The sequence below is a fragment of the Rhizobium sp. ZPR4 genome (genome assembly GCF_040215725.1).
Taxonomy (GTDB): domain Bacteria; phylum Pseudomonadota; class Alphaproteobacteria; order Rhizobiales; family Rhizobiaceae; genus Rhizobium; species Rhizobium rhizogenes_D.
This window is the reverse complement of record NZ_CP157967.1, coordinates 2,181,535-2,206,572: the sequence shown is the minus strand read 5'-3', so window position 1 is coordinate 2,206,572 and position 25,038 is coordinate 2,181,535. Positions and strand designations below refer to the sequence as shown.

25 protein-coding genes are annotated in these 25,038 nt (G+C 60.1%); 14 read left to right on the top strand and 11 right to left on the bottom strand.

Annotation, left to right across the window (positions count from 1 at the left end; all coding sequences use genetic code 11):
• Both xdhA and ABOK31_RS10820 read right to left on the bottom strand, forming a co-directional pair.
• Entirely contained in the window at window positions 1-1,470 is a 1,470-nt protein-coding gene (xdhA, locus tag ABOK31_RS10825; protein WP_174180447.1) for a xanthine dehydrogenase small subunit, read from the bottom strand.
• A 72-nt stretch (window positions 1,471-1,542) separates the two neighbouring features.
• Entirely contained in the window at window positions 1,543-2,319 is a 777-nt protein-coding gene (locus ABOK31_RS10820; protein WP_174180445.1) for a 3-hydroxybutyrate dehydrogenase, read from the bottom strand.
• A gap of 233 nt (window positions 2,320-2,552) precedes the next feature.
• Here ABOK31_RS10820 and glpK point away from each other — a divergent pair, with 233 nt between their 5' ends.
• The 9 genes from glpK (at window position 2,553) to map (ending at window position 10,372) form a co-directional block, all read left to right on the top strand.
• Window positions 2,553-4,055, top strand: a complete 1,503-nt coding sequence (gene glpK, locus ABOK31_RS10815) for a glycerol kinase GlpK (RefSeq protein WP_349956020.1) — start codon at window positions 2,553-2,555, stop codon at window positions 4,053-4,055.
• Between the two features lie 178 nt (window positions 4,056-4,233).
• Complete coding sequence (locus ABOK31_RS10810; protein WP_349956019.1) at window positions 4,234-5,043, top strand: membrane-anchored protein; 810 nt, start codon at window positions 4,234-4,236, stop codon at window positions 5,041-5,043.
• Between the two features lie 166 nt (window positions 5,044-5,209).
• Complete coding sequence (locus tag ABOK31_RS10805; RefSeq protein WP_234910128.1) at window positions 5,210-6,049, top strand: LD-carboxypeptidase; 840 nt, start codon at window positions 5,210-5,212, stop codon at window positions 6,047-6,049.
• A gap of 79 nt (window positions 6,050-6,128) precedes the next feature.
• The gene (locus ABOK31_RS10800; protein WP_174180439.1) at window positions 6,129-6,503 is read left to right on the top strand and encodes a YciI family protein; all 375 of its coding nucleotides are present in this window, start codon (window positions 6,129-6,131) and stop codon (window positions 6,501-6,503) included.
• On the top strand, window positions 6,500-7,756 hold the full coding sequence (locus ABOK31_RS10795; RefSeq protein WP_349956018.1) for an RNA polymerase sigma factor: 1,257 nt from the start codon (window positions 6,500-6,502) through the stop codon (window positions 7,754-7,756). Before ABOK31_RS10800 ends, ABOK31_RS10795 begins: the two co-directional genes overlap by 4 nt.
• 100 nt (window positions 7,757-7,856) lie before the next feature.
• A complete protein-coding gene (locus tag ABOK31_RS10790) occupies window positions 7,857-8,327 on the top strand; it encodes an SRPBCC family protein (protein WP_349956016.1) in 471 nt (156 codons plus the stop codon).
• Between the two features lie 30 nt (window positions 8,328-8,357).
• Window positions 8,358-8,786 carry a DoxX family protein gene (locus ABOK31_RS10785; protein WP_349956015.1) on the top strand — a complete coding sequence of 143 codons (429 nt, stop codon included), beginning with the start codon at window positions 8,358-8,360 and terminating at the stop codon, window positions 8,784-8,786.
• Window positions 8,787-8,935: 149 nt separating this feature from the next.
• A complete protein-coding gene (locus ABOK31_RS10780) occupies window positions 8,936-9,448 on the top strand; it encodes a GNAT family protein (RefSeq protein WP_349956013.1) in 513 nt (170 codons plus the stop codon).
• Window positions 9,449-9,619: 171 nt separating this feature from the next.
• On the top strand, window positions 9,620-10,372 hold the full coding sequence (gene map / locus ABOK31_RS10775) for a type I methionyl aminopeptidase (protein ID WP_349956012.1): 753 nt from the start codon (window positions 9,620-9,622) through the stop codon (window positions 10,370-10,372).
• 9 nt (window positions 10,373-10,381) lie between these two features.
• On the opposite strand, the gene ABOK31_RS10770 is transcribed toward map, so the two are convergent.
• Window positions 10,382-10,966, bottom strand: a complete 585-nt coding sequence (locus tag ABOK31_RS10770) for a PadR family transcriptional regulator (RefSeq protein ID WP_349956011.1) — start codon at window positions 10,964-10,966, stop codon at window positions 10,382-10,384.
• A 427-nt stretch (window positions 10,967-11,393) separates the two neighbouring features.
• On the opposite strand from ABOK31_RS10770, the gene sbmA reads away from it, so the two are divergent.
• Window positions 11,394-12,659, top strand: a complete 1,266-nt coding sequence (gene sbmA, locus ABOK31_RS10765) for a peptide antibiotic transporter SbmA (protein ID WP_349956010.1) — start codon at window positions 11,394-11,396, stop codon at window positions 12,657-12,659.
• 177 nt (window positions 12,660-12,836) lie between these two features.
• On the opposite strand, the gene ABOK31_RS10760 is transcribed toward sbmA, so the two are convergent.
• On the bottom strand, window positions 12,837-13,817 hold the full coding sequence (locus ABOK31_RS10760; RefSeq protein ID WP_349956009.1) for a polysaccharide deacetylase: 981 nt from the start codon (window positions 13,815-13,817) through the stop codon (window positions 12,837-12,839).
• Between the two features lie 179 nt (window positions 13,818-13,996).
• On the opposite strand from ABOK31_RS10760, the gene ABOK31_RS10755 reads away from it, so the two are divergent.
• The 3 genes from ABOK31_RS10755 to der all read left to right on the top strand — a co-directional run bounded on the left by ABOK31_RS10755 (window position 13,997) and on the right by der (window position 16,802).
• On the top strand, window positions 13,997-14,578 hold the full coding sequence (locus ABOK31_RS10755; protein ID WP_349956008.1) for an NnrU family protein: 582 nt from the start codon (window positions 13,997-13,999) through the stop codon (window positions 14,576-14,578).
• A 98-nt stretch (window positions 14,579-14,676) separates the two neighbouring features.
• A complete protein-coding gene (locus ABOK31_RS10750; protein ID WP_174180419.1) occupies window positions 14,677-15,360 on the top strand; it encodes a tetratricopeptide repeat protein in 684 nt (227 codons plus the stop codon).
• Window positions 15,361-15,371: 11 nt separating this feature from the next.
• Window positions 15,372-16,802 (top strand): ribosome biogenesis GTPase Der, encoded by a 1,431-nt coding sequence (der, locus tag ABOK31_RS10745; protein ID WP_174198166.1) that lies wholly within the window; start codon window positions 15,372-15,374, stop codon window positions 16,800-16,802.
• Window positions 16,803-16,841: 39 nt separating this feature from the next.
• On the opposite strand, the gene ABOK31_RS10740 is transcribed toward der, so the two are convergent.
• Complete coding sequence (locus tag ABOK31_RS10740) at window positions 16,842-17,282, bottom strand: MarR family transcriptional regulator (protein ID WP_174180415.1); 441 nt, start codon at window positions 17,280-17,282, stop codon at window positions 16,842-16,844.
• A gap of 191 nt (window positions 17,283-17,473) precedes the next feature.
• Here ABOK31_RS10740 and ABOK31_RS10735 point away from each other — a divergent pair, with 191 nt between their 5' ends.
• On the top strand, window positions 17,474-18,877 hold the full coding sequence (locus ABOK31_RS10735) for an FkbM family methyltransferase (protein ID WP_349956007.1): 1,404 nt from the start codon (window positions 17,474-17,476) through the stop codon (window positions 18,875-18,877).
• A gap of 61 nt (window positions 18,878-18,938) precedes the next feature.
• Here the strand turns inward: ABOK31_RS10735 and ABOK31_RS10730 are convergent, their stop codons facing one another.
• The 6 genes from ABOK31_RS10730 to ABOK31_RS10705 all read right to left on the bottom strand — a co-directional run bounded on the left by ABOK31_RS10730 (window position 18,939) and on the right by ABOK31_RS10705 (window position 25,002).
• On the bottom strand, window positions 18,939-20,048 hold the full coding sequence (locus tag ABOK31_RS10730; RefSeq protein ID WP_349956006.1) for a glycosyltransferase family 1 protein: 1,110 nt from the start codon (window positions 20,046-20,048) through the stop codon (window positions 18,939-18,941).
• Between the two features lie 123 nt (window positions 20,049-20,171).
• Complete coding sequence (locus ABOK31_RS10725; protein ID WP_349956005.1) at window positions 20,172-21,089, bottom strand: sugar kinase; 918 nt, start codon at window positions 21,087-21,089, stop codon at window positions 20,172-20,174.
• A gap of 99 nt (window positions 21,090-21,188) precedes the next feature.
• Complete coding sequence (locus ABOK31_RS10720; RefSeq protein ID WP_349956004.1) at window positions 21,189-22,175, bottom strand: oligopeptide/dipeptide ABC transporter ATP-binding protein; 987 nt, start codon at window positions 22,173-22,175, stop codon at window positions 21,189-21,191.
• Window positions 22,168-23,163, bottom strand: a complete 996-nt coding sequence (locus ABOK31_RS10715; protein WP_349956003.1) for an ABC transporter ATP-binding protein — start codon at window positions 23,161-23,163, stop codon at window positions 22,168-22,170. Before ABOK31_RS10715 ends, ABOK31_RS10720 begins: the two co-directional genes overlap by 8 nt.
• A gap of 1 nt (window position 23,164) precedes the next feature.
• Window positions 23,165-24,082 (bottom strand): ABC transporter permease subunit, encoded by a 918-nt coding sequence (locus ABOK31_RS10710; RefSeq protein ID WP_075851149.1) that lies wholly within the window; start codon window positions 24,080-24,082, stop codon window positions 23,165-23,167.
• Window positions 24,079-25,002: an ABC transporter permease subunit gene (locus ABOK31_RS10705; RefSeq protein WP_174180404.1), complete on the bottom strand. Its 924-nt coding sequence runs from the start codon at window positions 25,000-25,002 to the stop codon at window positions 24,079-24,081. Before ABOK31_RS10705 ends, ABOK31_RS10710 begins: the two co-directional genes overlap by 4 nt.
• Window positions 25,003-25,038 lie beyond the last annotated feature (36 nt).

Here is a 25,038-nt window from a genome sequence, read left to right as displayed (position 1 = left end):
TCAGGCCTCCGCCGTCGCGAAGCGCTTCAATTCCTGCGGCGCACCGGCCGTCTCAAGATAGAAGCGGATGAGAAGATTCTTGGCGGTCAGCTGGCGATATTCGGCCGACGCACGCCAGTCGGATAGCGGCGTATAATCGCTGTCGAAGGCGTCGCGCGCGGCTGTGACGGTCGCCTCCGTCCAGGGCTTGCCGATCAACTCAGCCTCGACGGCACGGGCGCGCTTCGGCGTGCCGGCCATGCCGCCAAAGGCGATGCGGATGTCGGCAACATTGCCCGCGGCGTCCAATGACAGATGGAAAGCGCCGCAGGCGGCCGAAATATCCTCGTCACGGCGCTTGGAGATCTTGTAGACGGCGAAATGCGCATCGTCGGCCGGATAGGGTACGAAGATGCCCTCCACGAACTCGCCGGGATGCCGGTCCTGCTTGCCGTAATCGATGAAGAAGTCTTCGAGCGGCAGGCTGCGCGCGCCTGCCGTCGAGCGCAGTTTCACCGTAGCGCCGAGCGCGATCAAAGGCGGCGGCGTGTCGCCGATCGGCGAGCCGTTGGCGATATTGCCGCCGATGGTGCCCATGTTACGCACCTGCTCGCCGCCGATGCGGTTGATGAGGTTGGCAAAAGCCGGGATCTTTTCGGCGATAACGGCAAAGGCGCGGCTGTAGGTGACGCCGGCACCGATGCTCAGGCCTTTGTCTTCGACCACAATCTTCTGCAGATCTGTCAGATGGTTGATGAAGACGACTGGATTGAGCCGGCGCATCTGCTTGGTGACCCAAAGGCCGACATCAGTCGAGCCGGCAACGACGGTCGCTTTCGGCTCGTCGGCGAGCACCTGCGCCAGCGCTGCAACGGAACCGGGCACGATGAGACGATCCTCGCCCTCGGCAATCTCGATGGTGTCGCCGCCCTGCATCGCCCAGAGGCGGGCGATGATATCGGCTCGTGTCTTTTCGAGGGGATCGAAGAGCGCGCTCGGCCGCTTCTGGCTGACCTGCTCGGCCGCCTTGACGATCGGCTCGTAGCCCGTGCATCGACAGAGATTGCCCTGGAGCGACTTCTCAATCTGCGCCCGGCTCGGCTTTTCCGTGGTCAGCCACAGACCATAGAGCGACATGATGAAGCCAGGCGTACAGAAACCGCATTGCGAACCGTGGCAATCGACCATGGCCTGCTGCACCGGGTGAAGCGTGCCGTTCTGGGCTGCAAGATGCTCGACGGTGACGACATGGGTTGCATGCAGCGAGCCGATGAAGCGGATGCAGGCATTGACGGATTCATACTGAAGCCCGCCATCGATGAGGCGTCCCACAAGCACCGTGCAGGCGCCGCAGTCGCCTTCTGCACATCCTTCCTTCGTTCCCGTCAGGCGCCGCTGGAGGCGCAAGAAGTCAAGCAGCGTCTCGGTGGGGCGCAGGCTAGATAGCGTTATATCCTCGCCGTTGAGGATAAAGCGGATGCGGTCGCTCATGTCGTTCCCGTTTATTGTCTGTTTGGTCAGGGCCGGAGGCGCTCATACGAATCCGGCCCTAACCGTCTATGGTTATTCCGCGGTCCAGCCACCGTCAATCGAGACATGCGTACCGGTCACCTGGCGTGCCTCGTCGCTTGCGAGGTAGAGCGACAGGGCGCCGATTTCTTCGGCCTTGACGAACTCATGCGTGGGCTGGGCCTTGAGAATGACCTCGTTCTTGACCTGCTCCTCGGTCATGCCGCGGGCCTTGGCCGTGTCCGGGATCTGCTTTTCGACAAGCGGGGTCAGGACATAGCCGGGGCAAATGGCGTTCACCGTGACGCCGAATTCGGCAAGCTCGAGCGCTGCCGTCTTGGTCAGGCCGAGTATACCATGTTTTGCAGCGACATAGGCTGATTTGAAGGGTGAGGCGACCAAGCCATGCGCCGAGGCGATATTGATGATGCGTCCGTATTTCTTCGCTTTCATCAGCGGAATGGCGGCGCGGATGGTGTGGAAGGAGCTGGAGAGATTGATCGCGATGATCTGATCCCACTTCTCGATCGGGAAATCCTCGATCTTCTCGACATGCTGAATGCCGGCATTGTTGACGAGAACATCGACGCTGCCGAAGGTGGAGTTGGCGGTTGCGATCAGATCGGCGATCTCGGCTGGCTTCGTCATGTCGGCCGGATGATAGATCACCTTGCCGCCGCCGGAGGCTTCGAGCTTCGTCTTGATCGCATCGATTTCCTCGGGTTTTCCGAAGCCGTTGATGACGACGTTATCGCCCTTGGCGGCGAAGGCCGTCGCGATGGCGAGGCCGATACCGCTCGTGGAACCGGTGACGACAACTGTTCTAGCCATGATCTTCTCCTTGGACAGCGCAGCTTCCTGCTGCAGTGCAAAACGATCTCAGCCTAGTCCTAAACCTCAGGATATGGCAATCGCACTGCCACCGACAGTTTTCGCGGCGCCCTTGGCGGGATGCAACGAACGGGAAAGCGCATATTTCAGCGAAAAATTTCGTTTTGCTTTCTTTTCACATTCGTTTTGCTCGCGTATCTGTTGTTTCGGGACGCAACAGGCGGGAGGAATGCATGAGCGGTTATGTCTTGGCGATCGATCAGGGGACGACGTCGACGCGGGCCATCGTTTTCGACGGCAGGATGAAGGTTGCCGGTGTCGGACAGAAGGAATTCACCCAGCATTATCCGAAACCCGGCTGGGTCGAACACGATCCGGAGGAGATCTGGTCGTCTGTCCTCGTGACCGTCCGCAAGGCGATCGAAGCCGCCGGCATCACCGCCAAGGATATTGCCGCGCTCGGCATTACCAACCAGCGCGAAACCGTCGTCGTATGGGATCGCGAGACGGGCAAGCCGATCCACAATGCCATTGTCTGGCAGGACCGCCGCACGGCGAGCTATTGCGAGAAGCTCAAGCGGCAGGATCTGGAAAAACTCTTCACCCGCCGCACCGGCCTGCTGCTCGATCCCTATTTCTCCGGCACCAAGCTTTCCTGGCTGCTCACCAACGTGAAGGGCGCGCGTGCGCGTGCCGCCAAGGGTGAGCTTTGCTTCGGCACCGTCGATACCTTCCTGATCTGGCGGCTGACAGGCGGTAAGAGCTTTGTCACCGATGCCACCAATGCATCGCGGACGCTGATGTACAATATTGCCAGCAACGAATGGGATGGCGAACTACTGGATATCCTTCGCGTTCCCGCCGCGATGCTGCCCGAGGTGAAGGATTGCGCTGCCGATTTCGGCGTGGCCGATCCCTCGCACTTCGGCGCGGCAATTCCGATCCTCGGAGTTGCCGGCGATCAGCAGGCGGCGACGATCGGCCAGGCCTGCTTCGAGCGCGGCATGATGAAATCCACCTATGGCACGGGCTGCTTTGCGCTTCTCAATACCGGGACAGACATGGTGCGGTCGAAAAACCGACTGCTGACCACCATCGCTTACAGGCTGAATGGCGAAACGACCTATGCGCTAGAAGGCTCGATCTTCATCGCAGGCGCCGCCGTGCAATGGCTGCGTGATGGCCTGAAGGCCATCCAGCGTGCCTCGGATTCCGGTGAGATGGCGGCCAAGGCAGATCCGCTGCAGGAGGTCTATCTGGTACCGGCCTTCACCGGCCTCGGTGCACCGCATTGGGACCCGGACGCACGCGGCGCGATCTTCGGGCTGACGCGCAATACCGGACCCGAGGAAATCGTCCGGGCGGCGCTGGAGGCGGTCTGCTATCAGTCGTGCGATCTCTTGGATGCCATGCACAAGGATTGGCGCAACGGCAGCGGACAGGAGACAGTGCTGCGCGTCGACGGCGGCATGGTCGCCTCCGACTGGACGATGCAGCGGCTTGCCGACCTGCTGGATGCGCCGGTCGACCGCCCGACGATCCTCGAAACGACGGCACTTGGTGCAGCATGGCTTGCGGGCAGCCGCGCCGGCGTCTGGCCGGATCGGGCCGGCTTTGCCAAGGCTTGGGCGCGAGACAAGCGTTTCCAGCCTGACATGGATGACAAGACCCGAAACGCGAAGCTGAAAGGCTGGAAGAACGCGGTCTCGCGCACCCTGAGTACACGGCAGGGGTGATCAGCCTTCATTGACCGCTCACCCTAGGTTATGTTCTGTAAGATTTCTTTATTTTGCTTATATAAACGCGCGCAGCGATACTCGCATTATTCGTGGTTCGGGGAGAGTTCCGGACCGCCTTTCGCCGGACAGAGCCGTTCGAGGACGGACGCCTTCTTAAGAGACGATAAAGCGAATAATGGCTGCTCAATTTTCTGAACTGAAAAAACATTACTATCGGCAGATCAAGTATCATCTGACCCGACCGAAACCGCCGATCCTGACGGAACGCTTCAGTGGCCCTGTTCTCGTTGTTGGTTCGGCGCCGGTCTCGAACAAGCCCATGGATTTCGATGAGAGCTTCCGGGTCATCACCATCAATGGCTCGCAGACGGTGACGAAGGGCTGGGGCATAGAGGTCCCCGACGTCACGCTCGTCCAGTTCAATCAGATCGAGGGAACGAATACAAACGCCGTCGAGGTGCGCCGCGTGCTGAACGGCGAGCGCACGAAGATGCTCTACGTCCTGTTATGGCGGAAGGAGTTTCAGCGGCTGGAAGATGGGTTGAAAGCCTTCAATTACGGCTACGACAAGCTTGAGATCGTCGATCGCTACAAGCGCATGGCACTGCTCGACCGGGTCGGCGGGGTAAAGTGCAGCGAACTCGGTGCGGACGACAAATGCTCCAACGGTATCAATGCCGTGCTCTTCGCGCTTTATAACGGCGCGACCGAAGTCATCATTACAGGCATCAATCCCGATTCCGGCGGGCATGTCTACAACACCGAAAATCTCGCCCGATTGCACGTTCGCAAGGACCGTGAGGTTCTCGAACGGCTTTTGAAACGCGGTTATCCAGTGTTCACAAGCGATCCGGCCGTGTCGCGATCGATCGGCCTTCCTTTATGGAAGGGCAGGGCAGAGGTCGGGCGCGTCCAGGAAGCGGCTGCCAAAACGACGAGAGCGGAACTGAAGCAGACGGTTGCCGCGAATCCCTCGCTGGGCTGATCCCGCCGCAGTCTAGCGACGGCTGACGGCTGTCATCGATTCATGCCAAGATCACGGTATAGAATCACTCGATTGCACAGAGGTCAGTCCAATGCTGATGCCGCCGCCACTACGGCAGGGCGACAAGGTGCGTTTTGTGTCGCCAGCAAGCCCGCCCGAGAGGGATATGGTTCTGAGGCATGCCGAAATATTGAAAGGCTGGGGGCTGAACGTCGATTTCGGCGAACACGCCTTTTGCAAACGGGACTATCTTGCCGGCACGGACGAGGAGCGGCTGGCGGATCTCAATGATGCACTTCGCGATCCCGAGGTTCGGGCGATCTTCACGACGCGCGGCGGCAAGGGATCATATCGGATCGCCGACAAACTGGATTTTGCCGCGGCCCGGCGCGACCCGAAATTCGTTATCGGCTTCAGCGATATCACTGCATTGCATCTCAGCTTCCTGAAGAATGGCCATCAGATCGGCATTCATGGAGCCTTCTTTTGCGGGCCGAATGACGATGGTGTCAGCCCCTATACACGCGAGGCACTATGCCGGGCGATGATGACGACCGAAGATATCGTCATCGATGTCCGTCCGGACGAGCCGACCTTCCGCCTGACGACAAGCGGAATGGCCAGGGGGCGACTGATCGGTGGCAATCTGGATATGGTTGCGACTTCGGCCGGCTGGGCGCTGCCGGATCTCAACGGCGCGATACTGCTGCTCGAAGCCGTCAATCTGTATCGCGGGCAGGTGGATCGGCTCATGACGATGCTGCGCAAGGCGGGGCACTTAGATGGATTGGCGGGTGTCGCCATCGGCCAGTTCACGGATTTCGAATTCGATCGCCGCTATTCGGTGATCGATATCCTGCGCGAGCATCTGGCCGAGCTGAACGTGCCGGTGCTTGGCGGCTTGCCGCTCGGACACGGCGACAGCCCTGCGAGCGTTTTCATTGGGGCCATTGCGGAGTTCGATGCGAATGCCGGTATCCTGGCGATCCGGCGTGGGAACGCCTGACGTTCCCTTCAATATTTTTTGACGCAGCCTGTCGGAGCAGATGATACTCCTTCGTCTTTACAGGAGAAGGAAGTCACTCATGCTCTATGCGATCCTATGCTACAACGACGAAGATACCGTATTTGCCTGGTCCAAGGAGCAGGAGGAGGCGACCATGGCGCGGCTGATCGCCGTGCAGGAGCCGCTCAGACAGGCCGGCAAGCTTGGCCCGGTCGCGCGACTGATGCCGACAACGGCGGCAACGACCCTGCGTAAGGGCAAGAACGAGCCACTCGTCATCGACGGCCCCTTTGCCGAAACGAAAGAGCAGTTGCTGGGTTTCTACGTCATCGATTTCGAGACGCTCGACGAAGCCATCGATTTTTCGAAAGAGCTTGCCGAAGCCAATCCCGGCGTCGGATCCTATGAGATCCGTCCACTCTATCTCTTCAGACCTGGGACGGCTGCGACATGACGGATATTGCCTGGATCGACATCGCGCTTATCAATGCCCGGCCGCAGGTGCTGGGTGCGCTGCTGCGCTATTTCCGCAATCTCGATACCGCCGAGGAGGCCTTCCAGGAGGCCTGTCTCCGGGCCTTGAAGACCTGGCCCGACAAGGGGCCGCCGCGCGATCCCGTCGCCTGGCTGATCTTCGTCGGGCGCAATAGCGGCATCGATACGGTGCGCAAGCAGGCGAAATTGCAGAGCCTGCCGGACGAAGAAGCGATCTCCGATACGAGCGATGTCGAAAGCGACCTGGCCGAACGGCTCGATGGTTCCGGATATCGCGACGATATTCTCCGGCTGCTGTTTATCTGCTGTCATCCGGATCTGCCGGCGACACAACAGATCGCGCTGGCGCTGCGCATCGTTTCCGGCCTTTCGGTGCAGCAGATCGCCCGCGCCTTCCTCGTCAGCGACAGTGCGATGGAGCAGCGCATTACGCGGGCGAAAGCGCGCGTGGCCGCAGCCGGCGTTCCCTTCGAGACGCCGGGCGCGGTGGAGCGGAGCGAGCGGCTGGCGCTGGTCAGCGCCATGATCTACCTCATCTATAACGAAGGCTATTCGGCCGGCGGCACGCATCGCGAAGCCGCTGCCTTCGCCGACGAGGCGATCCGGCTTGGCCGGCTGCTTCTGCGGATCTTTCCCTCCGAGCCGGAGACCATGGCGCTGCTGGCGCTGATGCTCTTGCAGCAATCGCGCAAGGCGGCACGGTTCGATGCCGACGGGCAGATCATCCTTCTGGAAGATCAGGATCGTTCGCTCTGGGATCGGACATCGATAGACGAGGCGCTCGCCCTTCTCGACAAGGCGATCCGCCATCGTCAGCCCGGACCCTATCAGGTGCAGGCAGCAATCGCTGCGCTGCACTCCCGAGCAAAACGGGCTGAGGATACGGACTGGGAAGAGATCAATCTTCTCTATCAGATGCTGGAGCGGTTGACGCCGTCTCCGGTCGTCACGCTCAATCGTTCGGTGGCGCTCTCGAAGCTCAAGGGGCCGGAAGCGGCTCTGGCGCTGATTGCCACGCTGGAAGCACAGCTTGACAGCTATTTCTATTTTCATGGCGTCAGAGGTGGCCTGCTCGCGCAGCTCGGTCGCTCGCAGCAAGCGCGTGTCGCTTTCGACAGGGCGATCGCGCTCGCCCGTTCGCCCGCCGAAGCAGCCCATATCCGCCATCAGCTCGATCGTCTGAGCGCGGATGCCGTTACCGCTGCAAAATAATCGAAAAATCTGCGTCCGCGCTGTCGGGAAACGGCGGTCTCGAACGTCATTGAAGTATAGGCCGAGCAGGCCGCGTCAAACAGTAAAGAGGAACGGAACCATGACTGAGCAGACCCCGCGCCACGAGCTTTCGCTGACCCGCGTCATCGATGCGCCGCGCGAGAAGATCTTTCGTTGCTGGACCGAAGTGGAGCTTATGAAACAATGGTTCGCGCCCCTGCCGTGGACGGTATCGGCAGCAAGCGTCGACGCGCGTACCGGCGGCTCAAGCTCGATTACCATGCGCAGCCCGGAGGGTGAGGATTATCCAGGCAACGGCGTCTATCTGGAAGTCGTTCCCAATGAGAGGATCGTCTTCACCGACGCCTTCGCCAGCGCTTGGGTGCCCTCGGCAAAGCCCTTCATGGTCGTGACGATCCAGCTCGACGATCTCGGTGGCGGCAAGACCCGCTATACCGCGACCGTCCTGCATTGGTCGGCCGAGGATCGCGAAGCGCATGAGAAGATGGGCTTCCATCAGGGATGGGCGCAGTGCGCCGATCAGCTCGCCGCATTGGCGGCGAAGATCTGAATTTCCGATAGAATTCCGGGGGATATGACAATGTCTTATGCAGTCGATTCATCCGTGCCTTCGGTCACGCGCGCGCAGCGCGTGGCCGGCATGATCCTCAGCGGGCTCATCATCGCCTTTCTCGTGTTCGATGGTGTCATCAAGCTCGTTCCGCTTCCGGTCGTCACGGAGACGATGGCCGGGCTCGGCTATTCCGCCGATCCGGCGCTTGCGAGGCTTCTCGGCGTCATCACGCTTGGCTGCGCCATTCTCTATGCGATCCCGAGGACTTCGGTTCTCGGCGCCATCCTCCTGACGGGCCTTCTCGGCGGGGCGATCGCGACACATCTGAGGGTCGGCAGTCCGATCTTCTCGCATCTGCTATTCGGCGTTTATCTCGGCGTGATCGCCTGGGGCGGACTTTATCTTCGTTATGAAGCGGTTCGGAAAATGATTCCGTTCTTTCAGCGAAGCTTTTGATTTCGGATTCGATTTGCTAAGGCTCACTCCTCCGGAGCACCTCGACATTCACTGAAATTCCGAGGTGCTCTCTGTTTGTTTCTGCGCAATTCCGGACGGAAAACCGCTCTACACTTTTCCTGGAATTGCTCTGGCGAGGGGAGCGAGCCATGCCGCAAGTGATCATCGCACCGGTCAGGCAATCGGATGCGGACGAGCTGATCGCCGCCAATATCGCCAGCCGCGCCCACCATGTACCATGGGCCTATCCTTTCCTCGATCGCGACGGTTTCGACGCATGGTTCGGCCAGACGGTGACGGGGCCGAATATCGGTCTGGTGGCGCGCGATTCTGGCTCCGGCGGTATCGTCGGCGTCGTCAATATCAGCCAAATGGTCTGGGGCGGCTTTCGCAGCGCCTTTCTTGGCTATCACGGCATGGTGGGTTTCGCCGGCCAGGGGTTCATGACTGAAGCGGTGCGTCTTGCCGTCGAGCATGCTTTCGATGCGGTCGGCCTGCATCGGGTAGAGGCCAATATCCAGCCGGGCAATCATCCTTCGATCGCGCTGGTCAAGCGGCTCGGCTTCCGCAAGGAAGGGTTTTCGCCCAAATATCTGAAGATCGGCGGCGTCTGGTGCGATCATGAGCGCTGGGCAATGCTGTCGGACGATCCGCGGTCCTGACCTCTTTCGCAATTCGCCCGACCTCTTTCGCAATTCGAAAGTCGCGCTATCTGGCAGAAAGCCTGAGAAAGCCCCGAGAAAAACGTTGACTGCCGGGAGGGAAGGGGCGAAAGCGACCTTGAGCCTCTCGCCGAACCGTTGCCGAGAGAGCAGGAGTGCCGGAAGCCGTAGATGATCGTTTCGACCGAAGAAGAACTGACCAAGCTGAAAGATATCGGCCGTATCTGCGCCAACGCGCTGCACGCCATGGCGGCGGCACTCGAGCCGGGCATCACCACGCTGGAGCTGGATGCGATCGGCCGCAAGGTGCTGGAGGATGCCGGCGCGCAATCGGCGCCGGAGCTGGTCTACAAGTTTCCCGGCGCGACCTGTATCAGCGTCAACGAGGAGGTGGCGCATGGTATTCCCGGCCCGCGCGTCATCAAGGCAGGGGATTTGGTCAATCTCGACGTATCGGCCGAGAAGGACGGTTTCTTTTCCGACACCGGTGCATCCTTTACCGTGCCGCCGGTCAAGCCGAAGATCGAACGCCTCTGCCGGGATGGCAAGCGGGCACTCTGGGTCGGTCTCAATCAGGTGCGCAGCGGCGCACCGCTATCAAAGATTGGGCAGGCCGTCGGCGCCTTCGCGCAAAAGAACCGCTATACTTTGATCGCCAATCTCGCCAGCCATGGCATTGGTCGCTCTCTGCACGAAGAGCCCGCCGAGGTTTCCACCTGGGCGGATCCTTCCGAGACCCGGATCATTGAAGATGGCCTGGTCTTCACCGTCGAGCCGTTTCTCTCGCTCGGTGCGACCTGGGCAGAGGGCGGCGATGATGCCTGGACGCTCTATGCCGATCCGCAGGCGCCGACGGTTCAGTACGAACACACGATCATCGCCACCCGCAATGGGCCCGTCATTTTGACATTGCCGGATAAGTGAAGATCCGGCTCAGTCGCCGGACTTTGGTTCGCCCTCAGCTTTCGTTTCGCCGCGGATGATGTCGGCGGCGGCACGCTCGAGGATTGCCGCGATGCGTGCGCCTTCGGCCTTGCTCCACGGGAACTTCGAGCGAAGGGCCGAGCGCAGCAGATGGCGGGCGCGATGGACGTCGCCGGCGTCATGGCGATCGAACGGATTGTCACGGCCGTCCTCATCGCCGCCGTCGAAGACCTCACGGACGCGGGCCATCTTCTCGCCGATGGATGTAAGCTTGGCGAGCGTTACCTCGACCAGATCACGATTATCGTCGACGCGCTTCTGGCCGCTCTCGGTGATGCGGTAGAGCTTCTTCGTGCCGCTGACCTCGACTTCGGCCTGGCCGGTTTCTTCGAGATAGGTCAGCGCGGGATAGATAACGCCCGGGCTTGGCACATAGAAGCCGCCGGAGCGCTCTTCGAAGGTCTTGATCAGTTCATAGCCGTGGCGGGGCTGCTCGGAGAGCAGGGCAAGAATGATGAGCTGCAGATCGGCTGCATCGAACTTACGGCCGGTGCGAAACCCGCCGCCGAACATGCCGCCCTTGAAGCCTCTCATGAAGTCTCTCCTGTGCTCGCCGCGCGATTCACGGCCTCGACCATGTCGTAGGATATATGCCTCGACGATGTCAAAGCCATCTCCGTCCATATGGCGGTCTCTAAAACCTCTCATGTCGTTTCTCCTTGAAGTGTGAGAGTTTATATCGTTAGTCATGTCGTAAGATATATATCGTAAGATAGCATTCTGCAAGAGGGGCGATAAGCGGATGAAGCGATGGGAGAAAGGAGACGCGCTCTTGTGGGGGAGGCGCTCATCTAATGGGTGAAAATTCGCCGCTGAACAACTGCATCACGATCATGGGATAAGCGGTTACATCTACGTAAGAATAGGGCTCTGCCGGTTGCCGCTCCCGGCGAACTGTCTTAGGCTCGCCGCAAATTGACGCCATTTGCGGTCGTTCGAACAAACAGGAAGCCTAACCGTCGTGTTTCATTCTTTCTTCCCGAATCCGAGATTGTTTTTTTCCTCAGCGGTCGTTTGGGCGCTCGTCTGCGTCTTCCTATGGTATTTTGTCGGCGCGCATGTCGTGGCGTCCATGGGTTATCCGCCGCTGCAGGAAGAGCAGCAGCCGGTCGGAGCGGCGTTCTTTGTTGCTCCTACTAATTTCTTGTTTTACCTTTATTTTATTCTCTGCGCCGCGGTCTTTTGCGGCTTTTGGCATGTTGTTTCGAAGAGCAACCCCTGGATCGCCTGGTCGGTGTGGGGCTCGGCCTTCATCGTCTTCATCACCTATTTCGGTGTTCAGATCGACGTAGCGGTAAACGTCTGGCGCCGGCCTTTCTTTGACCTCCTGCAAAATGCGCTCGGCGGAAAGCCCGGCGTTACGGATGGCGATTTCTATGGATTGCTGTGGGCGTTCACGCAGCTCGGCCTCGTGGGCGTCGCGGTGAGCGTCGTTTCATCGTTCTTCCTGAGCCACTATCTCTTCCGCTGGCGTTGGGCGATGAACAATTTCTACATGTCGAAGTGGGAAAAGCTCCGGCACATCGAAGGTGCATCGCAGCGCGTCCAGGAAGACACGATGCGCTTTGCGACCAATCTCGAAGGGCTCGGCGTCAGCCTGATCGGCTCGGTCATGACACTCATCGTCTTCCTGCCGATCCTGCTGGAACTGTCGAAATACGTGACTGATCTGCCGATCATCGGCGCAATTCCATATTCACTCGTCTGGCTGGCTCTGATTTGGTCGGTATTCGGCACGTTCCTGCTGGCGCTCTTCGGGATCAAGCTTCCGGGGCTGAACTTCCGCAATCAGCGCGTTGAGGCCGCTTATCGAAAGGAACTTGTCTACGGCGAGGATCGCGACGATCGTGCGCAGCCACCCACCGTGAAGGAACTCTTCTCCAACGTCCGCCGCAACTATTTCCGCATGTATTTCCACTATGCGTATTTCAACGTGGCCCGTTATTCCTACGGCCAGCTCGATGCGATCTTCCTCTATTTCGTGCTGGTGCCGACCTTCGTGGCGCATAAGATCACGCTTGGCATCTGGCAGCAGATCGCCACGGCCTTCGGCCAGGTCAGCAACTCATTCCAGTATCTCGTCAGCTCCTGGACGACGATCATCGAGCTTCTCTCGATCCACAAGCGTCTGAAGGCCTTCGAAGCTGCTATCGATGACGAACCGCTGCCGAAAATCGATCAGCGTTATCTGGACCAAGATCAATCCGTCATCCACGCCGACGGCTGATACAAAAAGGCCCCGGAAACGGGGCCTTTTTCAATGGCAAGGATATGGGGTTTTAGGCTTGCGAGATAATGGAAGGACTTCCCTTTGCCGCACCTCCGGCCCTTCGCTTTGGCTCAAGGCGCTCGTCGCTGCAATCGATCCACTGGATCGCTCGCTTGGGCTCTGCCCGACCGCTCCTCACCCCTGCTGCGGCTTGCCCCTTGCGACTATCAGCGGGATGGCTTCGGAATAGCTGACGCAGGCAACATCTTGTCTGTGGCAGACATCGCTGACGAAGCGGTCGAGGGCGCGCCAATAGGCGCCATCGTTCATTTCAACGAAATGGAAGCCGAGCTGCAGCGGAATGCGCTCGCCGTCATATTGCTTGCTGAAAGCAGCCTCGAAAGCTTCGAAGGTGCGATCCTCGTAGGTCTTGGCGTTTGCCTTGTCCTCGACGCCCTTGGAATGGCGGACATAGAGATTGTAGTCCATGCCGATGACCAGGCGATGCTCGGGTCCCTCGGGGATCAAAGGCAGGCCGAAGCGATAGATGCCATCGACCACCTGCGGCAGGGTAGGTCCTTTGGTGACGAGGCTTGCATCATATTGGAAGCCCATTTCCTTTTCCGCCGGCACAAGGCCGTCGCTGGTGGAAAGGTAGGGCGCGCGGAATCCCTTCACGTCGTGGGTGGCGAAGTCTTCCCAGCCCTGGGGTTCCTTGTCGGCAAGGCCGACATTCTTCCAGGCGTCGCGAAGCGCGATCCGCGCATTCATGAACTCTTGGCTCCAGTCAGCAGCACTCCAGCCCTTGCCGTCAAAATGGCCGCAGGCATGACTTGAGATGTCGTGGCCTTCCTGATGCGCGCCCCAGATGTTGGCGATGCGGGTGCGAACATCGTCCTCGCTCTTGGCGAAGCCGACATTCGATTTGCCTGGCCGCTGCTTCGGCCCCTGATAGGCTTTGGCCTGGGCCTTGTTCATCAGGAAGGTGCAGGAGAGAAAGTAGGTAAAATGTGCGCCGTTGCGCGAAGCGATCTCACGGCTCCTGGTCCAGAGCGCATTGTCATGAGCACCATCGAAGGAAATCATGACGAGTTGCTTGGGCTTGCCATCGGCTTGCGCGGCTGCGGGCAGGCCCAGGGAAAGGGCGATGGAGAGACAGGTAGCAAAGCGAAACATGGGCACCGAATACTGATTGGATCGAGCACGGCTTGCCAGGGATCGTCTGGCGGTATCGGATGGCGTGCTCCGGGTCGCTTCCTTCCTTTCGCCTAAATGCGGCGAAGCTGCGGTGATGCTGGCATTTTTTTGCGGCAGCCGATAAGGATGTGACTACAAGACCATAGAGGATTTCATCCATGGCATTGCTCATTCTCGGCATTGTTCTTTTTCTCGGCCTCCATCTGATCCGCGTTGTGGCGCCCGCCCTGCGGACCTCATTGATCGCAAGCCTCGGCGAAGGGGGCTGGAAGATCGCCTATTCGATCGCGAGTATCGTCGCGCTGATCGTCCTGATCTATGGCTTCGGCCAGGCGCGCGACATGACACCGGTCTGGTCACCGCCATTCTGGATGAGCCACATCACCATCCTGCTGATGCTGTTTGCGATGATCTGTCTTGCCGCCTCGCTGCTGCCGGCGGGGCATATCGCGGTCAAAACGAAGCATCCGATGGTGCTGTCGGTGAAGATCTGGGCACTGGCGCATCTTCTGTCCAACGGCGACGGTGCGGCCATCCTGCTCTTTGCCGCCTTCCTGGCTTGGGGCGTGATCCTGCGCATTTCGCTCAAACGGCGTGAGCGGGCCGGCGAAATCACGTTGCGTCCCTTCGTCTCGGCGAAATACGATCTCTACGCGATCATCATCGGCGCAGTGGTCTGGGCCTTGATCATTTGGAAGCTTCATGCGTGGATTATCGGGGTTTCGCCGCTCGTTATGTGACGATTTCTGCCGTTCCCCCTTACATCAGCCGCAAAATGGAGTAGAAGGCCCAACTAAACTCTAAGCTTTGAACTATTTGGCCTGGGCCGGAGACGAGAATGGCATTTAATGACGATAGCTTCATCCGCGAGGTGAACGAGGAACTGCGCTCGGACCAGCTGCGGTTCATATGGCGCCGTTTTGGCAAGCTCATCATCGGTTTGGCCGTGCTCGTCGTTCTCGCTACCGCAGCCTATAGCGGCTATCGCTATTGGGCCGGCAATCAGGCCGGCAGCGGCGGTGATCAGTTCCTTGCCGCGCTGACACTTGCCGATCAGAACAAGACGGATGAGGCGCTGGCCGCATTCGCCGCCATCGAAAAGACTGGCCCTGGCTCTTATCCGGTGCTGGCACGCCTGCGTTCTGCGACACTGCAGGCGCAGAAGGGTGACAAGGCCGCTGCCATCGCCACGTTCTCGGCAATCGGCAAGCAGACGGACCTTCCGGTCGTTATCCGTGATGCGGCTCGTCTGCGTGCAGCCTATCTGCTTGTCGATACCGGCACTTATGACCAGGTTGCCGCCGAAGCGCAGGAGCTTGCCGTCCCGGCCGACGCCTTCCGCCATTCGGCGCGCGACGTTCTTGGTCTTGCCGCCTACAAGGCCGGCGATTTTGCCAAGGCCCGGCAGTGGTTCCAGGCGATCGTCGACGATCCGCAGAGCCCGCGCAATGTTGCCAACCGTGCCCAGATGCTGCTTGATCTCATCACTGCATCCGGCAAGGCTCCGGTCGCAAAAGGCTGAAGGATCGCTAAATGAGCTTTACGGTCGCGATCGTCGGTCGCCCGAATGTCGGCAAGTCCACGTTGTTCAACCGTCTGGTTGGCAAGAAGCTGGCGCTCGTCGACGATACGCCGGGCGTCACGCGTGACCGCCGTCCCGGTGACGCCAAGCTGATAGACCTGCGTTTTCGCATCGTCGATACGGCCGGTCTCGAAGAGGCCCAGGATGAATCGCTTCAGGGCCGCATGCGCGCCCAGACCGAAGCGGCGATCGATGAAGCCGATCTGACGCTGTTTGTCGTCGATGCCAAGATGGGGTTGACCCATGTTGACAAGACGCTGGCCGAAATGCTGCGCAAGCATGGTCGCCCCGTCGTGCTCGTTGCCAACAAGTCCGAGGCGCGCGGTTCCGATAGCGGCTTTTACGATGCCTATGCGCTCGGTCTTGGCGAGCCATGCCCGATCTCGGCCGAACATGGCCAGGGGATGATGGATCTGCGTGACGCGATCGTCGAGGCGATCGGCCATGAGCGCGCCTTTCCTGAGGCGGACGACGACGAGGCGGAGACGAATGTCAGCATTCCGCGCGCCACGGTCGGCGAAGATGGCGAGGAGATCGACGAAGAACCGGCTTACGACGAGACGCGCCCTCTGCGCGTTGCGATCGTCGGCCGCCCGAATGCGGGCAAGTCGACGCTCATCAACCGCTTTCTCGGCGAAGACAGGCTGCTGACTGGCCCGGAAGCTGGCATTACCCGCGACTCCATCTCCGTCGACTGGAGCTGGCGCGGTCGTACCGTCAAGATGTTCGATACTGCCGGCATGCGCCGCAAGGCAAAGGTGACCGAGAAGCTGGAAAAGCTTTCGGTAGCCGACACGCTGCGCGCGATCCGTTTCGCCGAAACCGTGGTCATCGTCTTCGACGCGACCATTCCCTTCGAGAAGCAGGATCTGCAGATCGTCGACCTCGTGATCCGCGAAGGCCGCGCCGCCGTGCTCGCCTTCAACAAGTGGGATATGATCGAGGATCGCCAGGCCGTGCTTGCCGATCTGCGCGAAAAGACCGACCGGCTATTGCCGCAGGCGCGCGGCATTCGCGCCATACCGATTGCCGGCCAGACGGGAGAGGGGCTCGACCGCCTCATGCAGGCGATCGTCGATACGGACAAGGTCTGGAACAAGCGCGTCTCGACTGCACGCCTCAACCGCTGGCTCGAGACGCAGCAGGTTCAGCATCCGCCACCGGCTGTCTCCGGCCGCCGCATCAAGCTCAAATACATGACGCAGGTGAAGGCGCGTCCGCCAGCCTTCATGATCTCGTGCACACGCTCGGATGCGCTGCCGGAGTCCTATGTGCGCTATCTGATCAACGGTCTGCGTGCAGACTTCGCCATGCCCGGCGTGCCGATCCGCATCCATTTCCGCTCGTCGGAAAATCCCTACGAAAACAAGAAGAAGCGGTAATTCGCTTAAGCGCCCTATCGGGAGATGAGGCGCGTCAAATCAGGCAGCGTTCCTGCTGAGTGCCTCACGCAGCGTTGTGATTTCCGCCTTCAGCCGTGCCAGCTCGTCGACCGTTTGCTCGGTGGCATCGAGAATGCACGGGGGAACGGTTGCTGCCTTCTTCTTCAGCGCCTTGCCTTCGCTGGTCAGCTGAATCAGTACCTGGCGCTCATCTTCCTTGCTCCGGATGCGTTTGATAAAGCCGGCGGCCTCCAGACGCTTCAACAGCGGTGTCAGCGTGCTTGATTCCAGGAACAGCTTTTCACCGATACCACCGACGGTCTGGCCGTCTTCTTCCCATAGCGTCACCATGACGAGATATTGCGGATAGGTGAGATTGAGCGCGTCCAGCATGGGTTTATATAGCCGGTTCATCGCATGGTTCGCCGAATAGAGCGCGAAGCAGATGAAGTTATCCAGCTTTAACGGGTTGTCGGTCATCTCAAGTACTCCCTGAGAGGTCTAATGTAAGTCGTGCGATAAATAATTGTACACCCAAATTTATGCTTGGGCTACGGGTTTCTTCCGCTTTTTGGAAAGGCAGCTTGCAGGAGAGCAGGCTCCCGCAACCTCTAGACTATCATCTGTACCTTTGAAGATAGTCATTGCTGTAGTTCTCAAATTCGATCCACGTGGACATCAGCTGTATAGAATACCCAGCAGCTGCGGACATATTATGTCTCATTCATACTGAACGCGCCGATGTTGCCGTCAATCAAAAGTTGTTCTTGTCAAACATAGGCTTAGTGGTCACTCTCCCGCCACACCGAAGTCCGGCGGGGTCTTGTTTGTCTATGAGACGCCCACTTTTGTCTCCGTCGCCGAGAAGGAAACTGACCTTGTTTTATTCTGAGATCGGACAGCTTGAAAAGATACATGGAGATGAGCGCGTATCTGCCAGGAAGGGGGAGGCGGGATGGGTGCTCTATGGCCCCTATGCAATCCTTTCTCCCGGCCATTACGTCGTCGAGTTCGATATCGAGGGTGATCCATCGGCGCCAGCGGAAGCGGTCTGTTGCAGCATCGATGTCGCGACCGAATTCGGTACTCGGCTGCTGGCACAAAAGGAGCTGACCGAAGCTGATTTGCGGAGATCGGGCAAGCGCGTTGCCCTGGAGTTTGATGTGGATGCGGAAGATGTCTTCGAATTCCGGGTCGCTTCAACCGGAATCGGAGCGCTCGCCGCGCGTGCCCACCGTCCACTCAAGCGAATTGATCGCCAAAGCGGCAAGATGCTGGACATCATCCTACCGGAAATGGCCAATCCGTTTTTCCTTGCTCATCTCGACGAGTTCAATTTCTTCGAGAAGAACGGATTTACCTTTCAGGTCACGGCGCAGAAGATTATCGCTGAATTTTCCGGAACCCGGTTCCACGTCAACAATGCCGAAGACTTCCAGGTTCTGAGTGAGATTTTCATTCACAACGAATATAATTTCATCACCGGGCGCGACAAACTTGTCATCGACATCGGCATGAACGCCGGTCTGGCATCGCTCTTCCTGGCGAGGGATCCCTCGGTGCGGGAGGTACATGCATTCGAGCCGTTTTCGCTGCCCTATACCAGAGCGTTGAGGAATTTTGCGCTAAACCCGACGACGGCCGCCAAGATCAGGCCCAACCAATTCGGACTGGGCGAAAAAGACGACCAGATGGAGGTCATGGTCCGCCCCGATGCGACGATCGGAATCTCCGTGAGAGGAGCGGATACGGGCAGGCCGGAGACGATCCATATCAAGGAAGCGGCCGATATCATCGGGCCGCTTGCCGAGCACGCTCGAAGCGCCGACATGGATCTCGTCATCAAAATGGATTGCGAGGGATCGGAGTTTGGAATTTTTGAGGCCCTGGCGAGGCATGGTCTTTTCGGATCGATCAATGCCATGGTGATCGAATGGCATAAATGGTGGTCCAAAGATAAGAACCAGATGACGCTCATCGCTCCATTGCTCGATGCAGGCTTCATCGTGCTGGATAAGACGCAGCTGTCCAATCCCCATGCGGGGTTATGCTATGCCGTCAGGGCAGCGCGGTGATCGTTGATGGCATGTGAGCCCGGAGCTGCATTTTCAGTGGCGATGCCGATCGTCCGGGAATTCAATGGTTGGGGTGGACCTGCAGACGACCTCGGTGGTTGGCAATTCGGACATTGCCGATGAACTGCGCGGTAGCGGCCTCCCAGGAATAGTTGAGTGCCAGCGAGCGGGCAGCATCGCGGGAGCAGGAGAGTGCGGCAAGGCAGGCTGTCGCCAGATCCGCATCGACGACGCCGGCTGTCCTGTCTCCCCCCAGGATGTCTGCGGGGCCGGTAACCGGATAGGCCGCGACCGGAACGCCGCTCGCCAGTGCCTCCAGGATGGCATTGCCGAAGGTGTCGGTCTTCGATGGGAAGACGAAGACGTCGGCCTGCGAATAGGCGTGTGCCAATTCCTCGCCGAACTTCGCTCCCAGAAAATGCACATCCGGGTAGAGCTTCTGCAGTTCCGCCCGCGCGGGACCATCGCCCACCACCACTTTCGATCCAGGCAGGTCGAGATCGAGGAAAGCGGGCAGGTTCTTTTCCAGCGCCACGCGACCGACAGTCATGAAGATCGGACGAGGCAGGCCGAAGGGGTTGTCCTCCAGCGGGTGCGGCCGAAAAAGGCGGGAATCAATGCCGCGGCTCCAGGGCAGCAGATTGTGAATGCCGCGCAGTTTGAGTTCGCTTGCAAGGCTTGGTGTCGCAACCATGCAGCCGTAGCCGGCATTGTGAAACCATTTGACGAATGCGTAGAGCCAGCTTTCCGGTATCGGCAGGCGGGCGGCCACATATTCCGGAAAGCGGGTGTGATAGCTCGTGGAAAAAGGCATGCCGTTTCTTAAGCACCAGCGCCTTGCCGTGAGCCCGAGGGGACCTTCGGTGGCAATGTGGACATAAGTCGGCCGGAGTGCTTCTATTCTTGCGGCGATCTTGCGATAGCTGGAGATCGAAAGCCGGATTTCCGGATAGGTCGGGCAAGGGATGTTGCGAAAGCCGTCCGGCGTGATCATCGAAACCTCGACGCCCATGCGCGTCAGTTCCCGATTGGTGTTCTCGATGGAGCGGACGACGCCGTTGACCTGCGGGTGCCAGGCATCGCTGACGATGAGCAGCCGTTCGGGTACCGCGACAGGTGTCGCCGCCTGCGCCCAGGTGGTTTGATCAATGTCTGACAAGCGTTGCAACATGCCCAAAACAGTCCATCCGCACCGCATCCTCATGATGACGGTGCCAGCGATTGCGGTGTTTCAAACATGATTCCCGCGCCCACTCTATTGTGGGGGGTGTCCATGATGGAAATATTACAGCGTTTAGTGGATGGATTTCAGCTTCTCGGGTGCGACGAGCGCACCGTATTCCTGAATGACTTTTGCCGCGATTTTTGCGGCGAAGCCGGCTGCGGCAACGGCATCCTTGTGCTGCAGATAGTGAGCCAGAAATGCGCCGTTGAAGCTGTCGCCGGCGCTGGTCGTATCGATCACCTTGACGACCTTGACCGCTGGGACGAGCGTCTCGTCTGCGCCGTCGCCAATGGTCGCGCCGTCGGCGCCATTCTTGACGATGACCATGGCGGCTCCGTATTGCCGGTAGCGGCGTATGGTGGCGGCGATCGAATCGTCGCCGAAATGGGCGGCTTCATCATCGAAGCTCGGCATGACGAGTGTCGCGGCGCGCGCACCCTCTGCAATCATCGTGTGCATCGCGTCGAGGCTGGACCAGAGGCGCGGCCGCAGGTTGGGATCGAAGGCGACCAGCTTACCGGCAGCCTTGGCGCGGCGCAGTTCTGCAAGCAGGGTGAAGGCGTCTTCGCGCGACAGGATCGCCAGCGTGATGCCGGAAAAGTAAAGTACGTCGGAGGCTTCGATTGCGGTGCGCAGGGCATCGCCATCGGCAGCAAGCTGGCGGGCGGCAGAACTGTCGCGCCAATAGCTGAAAGAGCGTTCGCCGTCTTTCAGATTGATCATGTAGAGGCCCGGCGTCTTGCCGCGGAGGCGGCGGATGCTTTCCGTGCCGATGCCGGCGCCACTCATGAAGGCGACCATCTCGTCGGACATGGCATCGTCGCCGAGTGCGGTGAAATAATCGATCGCCCAGTCTGCCGGCAGGCAGGCGCGGGCATACCAGGCGGTGTTGAAGGTGTCGCCGGCAAAGCCCTTGCGCAGGTGTCCGTCATCGGCCTGCGACAGTTCCACCATGCATTCGCCGATCGATAGAAAACGCCCGCCCAAGACTGCCTCCTGCATTTTGTCTTGGTGCTGCATACGCGCAAGCGGCGGCTGGGGCAAGGTGGACGGCGGCAGCCGCCGTCCACTTTTCCTAGAACTGCCTTATGGCCGATCCATATGATAGCAAGCTGCCGTTTGGCCCGGACGCACCTGCTCGGTCGGCGGCATTTTCGTGCGGCAGACATCGGTCGCTTTCCAACAGCGGGGCGAGAAGACGCAGCCCGGCGGTGGGTTGAGCGGCGAGGGCGGATCGCCCTGCAGGCGGATGCGCTCGCGGCCGCGTGCCAGTTTCGGGTCGGGGATCGGCGCGGCAGAGAACAGCGCCTGCGTATAGGGATGCGCCGGATGGTCGAAGACCGTCGCGGCTTCGCCCGCTTCCACCACCTTGCCGAGATAGAGCACCAGCACGTCGTCCGAGATCAGGCGTACGACGGAAAGGTCGTGGCTGATGAAGATCAGGGTCAGGCCGAACTCCTTGCGCAGGCGGCGCAGAAGCGTGATGACCTGGCCCTGGATCGAGACATCGAGGGCCGAGACCGGCTCATCGCAGATGATGAGCTTCGGCCGGGTGATGACGGCACGGGCGATGCCGATGCGCTGTGCCTGGCCGCCCGAGAACTCGTGTGGGTAACGGTTGATCATCTCGGGGACGAGACCGACGGCCGCCATGATCTCGCGAACGCGATCCTGACGGTGCGCGCGGCTCAGTTTCGGTTCGAAGACGGTCAGTGGCTCGGCGATGATGTCACCGACGGTCATGCGCGGATCGAGCGAGGCGATCGGGTCCTGGAAGATGATCTGCATGTCGCGGCGGGCGGCGCGCATCTCCTCCTCGGTGAGATCGAGCAGGTTGCCGCCCTGCCACATGATACGACCCTTCTGCGCCTTGATGAGCCGCAGGATCGAGCGGCCGAGCGTGGACTTGCCGCAGCCGGACTCGCCGACGATACCGAGTGTGCGTCCGGTCTTCAACTCGAAGCTGACATCGTTGACGGCCGTCAGGATCATCGGCGGCTTGAAGAGGGATTTCGACGGCAGCTCGAATTCGGTCGTCAGATGCTCGACCTTCAGAAGCGTTTGCTCAGCCATGGACGAGGCTCCGTTCCTGATTAGCCGAAAGGGGATGGAAGCAGGCCGTGCAGCGTCGCGACGCAAGTTGAGCGAGCGGCGGCGCCGCATCCAGACAGTCGTCCTGCACATGGGCGCAGCGCGGCGAGAAGGCGCAGCCGCGCGGCAGGTGCATCAGGTTCGGCGGTCGTCCGGGGATGACGGTGAGATCGTCGACATCCTGGTCGGGGCGCGGGATCGCCGAGTGGAGCGCTGCCGTATAGGGATGGGCCGGACTTTCGAACAGCTCCTCCACCGGCGCTTCCTCGACGATGCGACCGGCATACATGACGGCGACGCGGTCGGCGAGGCCGGCAACGACACCCAGGTCATGAGTAATCATGACGAGCGCCGTGTGCATTTCCGCCGTCAACTCGTTGAAAAGATCGAGGATCTGCGCCTGGATCGTCACGTCGAGCGCCGTCGTCGGCTCGTCGGCAATGAGGAGCTTCGGCTTGGTGAGTAGCGCCATGGCGATGACGATGCGCTGGCGCATACCGCCGGAAAGCTCGTGCGGATAGAGGTTGAAGCGCCGCGTCGGATCAGGGATGCCGACCCGCTTCAGCATATCGAGCGCCGCTGTTGAGGCCGCACGCGCCGTCAGGCCGCCATGGACCTCCAGCTGCTCCGTCAACTGCCTGGATATGCGCAGCGACGGGTTGAGGGCCGTCATCGGGTCCTGGAAGACCATGGCCATGTCCTTGCCACGCACATGGTCGAGTTCGCGCGGCTTCAGGGTCAGCAGATCCTTGCCGTCGAGCAGCGCCTGGCCGCTGGTGCGGCCGTTCTTGGCGAGCAGGCCCATCAGGCCGAGGAAGGTCTGGCTCTTGCCGGAACCGGATTCGCCGACGATGGCGATGCGTTCGCCGCGGCCGACTTTCAGGTTCATCTTCGATACGGCTGCCACTTCGCCTTCTGGCGTGCGGAACGTGATCGAATAGTCTTTGAGTTCGAGAAGTGTCTCTGTCATGTCAGCGATCCTTCGGATCGAATGCGTCGCGCAGACCGTCGCCGATGAAGAGCAGGCTCATCAGCAGCGCGACCAGGAAGCCGGCCGGGAAGAACAGCAGCCAGGGCGTCGTCTCCATGCCGGCAGAGCCTTCGGCAATCAGCGTGCCGAGAGACGTCAGCGGCTCCTGAACACCGAAGCCGAGATAGGAGAGGAAGCTCTCCGTCGCAATGATTTCCGGGATGGTCAGCGTCGCATAGATGACGACCGGGCCGACGAGGTTCGGCACGATGTGCTTGAGGATGATCTTGAACGACCGCTGCCCGGAGGCGCGGGCGGCCTCGATGAATTCCCGCTGCTTGATCGACAGGGTCTGGCCGCGCACGATGCGGGCCATGGTGAGCCATTCCAGCGCACCGATCGCCGCAAACAGAAGGTAGACGTTACGGCCGAAGATCACCATCAGCAGGATGACGAAAAGCACGTAGGGCAGGGCGTACATGATATCGACGAAGCGCATCATGATTGCATCGACGCGGCCGCCGAAATAGCCGGCGACTGCGCCGTAGAGCACGCCGATGACGACCGAAACGAGGGTCGCCACCAGAGCAACGGTCAGCGAGACGCGTGTACCGTAGAGCGTGCGGGCCAACAGGTCACGGCCATTGCCGTCGGTACCGAAATAGTGGCCCGCGGCAAAGTCCGGAGCGCCGCGGAACGAGTTCCAGTCCGGATCCTCGTAGTTGAAGGGCAGGAAATACGGGCCGAATATGGCGACCAGCACCAGCACTGCCAGCACGATCAGCGAAAGTGCTGCCGCCTTGTTGCGCAGGAGGCGACGCATGGCATCGCCGGTGAGGGAGCGCCCCTTGGGTGCGAGCCCTTCTGCCGAAAGCAATTCCGCTTCCAGCAATTCTCTCTTGGCGGAATTGAGGATCATCGCATTCTCACTTTCGGATCGAGCCAGGCATAGGCGATGTCCACCAGCAGGTTGAGGACCACGATCAGGACCATGTAGAAAATGACCGTGCCGAGAACCATGCCGTAGTCGCGGTTCAGCGCCGCTCCGACAAAGTAGCGGCCGACGCCGGGGAGACCGAAGATGCTCTCCACGACCAGCGAACCGGTGAGCAGGTAGCTTGCTGCCGGTCCGAGATAGGAGACGACGGGCATCATGGCCGGCTTCAATGCGTGCCGCATGATCGTCAGCCGCGGGCCGATGCCCTTGGCCTTGGCGGTGCGGATGAAGTTTTGGCTCATGACCTCGATCATCGAGCCGCGCATCAGGCGTGAGATGCGTGCCGCATGCGGCAGCGTCAGTACGATGATGGGCAGGATCAGGAACTTGATCGAACCATCGCCCCAGCCGCCGACCGGCAGCCAGCCGAGCGTGTTGCCGAAGACGAGCTGAAGGATGGGGGCGATGAGGAAGCTTGGCATGACCAAGCCGATGAGGAGACCTCCGCCCAGCCAGTAGTCGGCCGCGCGGTTTTGATAGAGCGCCCCAAGACAGCCTATGAAGACGCCGACGACCGTTGCAAGCACGAAGGCGACGCCGCCGATAGTCAGCGTATAGGGGAAGCCGGACATGATCTGCTGGGTGACGGTGAAGTCCTGATTGGCGAAGGAGGGGCCAAGGTCGCCCTTCATGACGTCGCCGACATAGATCAGGTATTGCTCAACCAGGGGCTTGTCGAGGTTGTAGTGAGCCGCAAGGTTGGCTTTGACTTCGGGCGGCAATGGCCTTTCGCCATCGAAAGGGCCGCCAGGAGCGAGGCGCAGAATGAAAAAACACACTGTCACGGCAATCCACAAGACAGGGATTGTCGACAGCAAACGACGGAGAGCGTAGCCAAACATGGTCTTAGACGGCTCCCTCCCGGTTGTGTCCGGGAG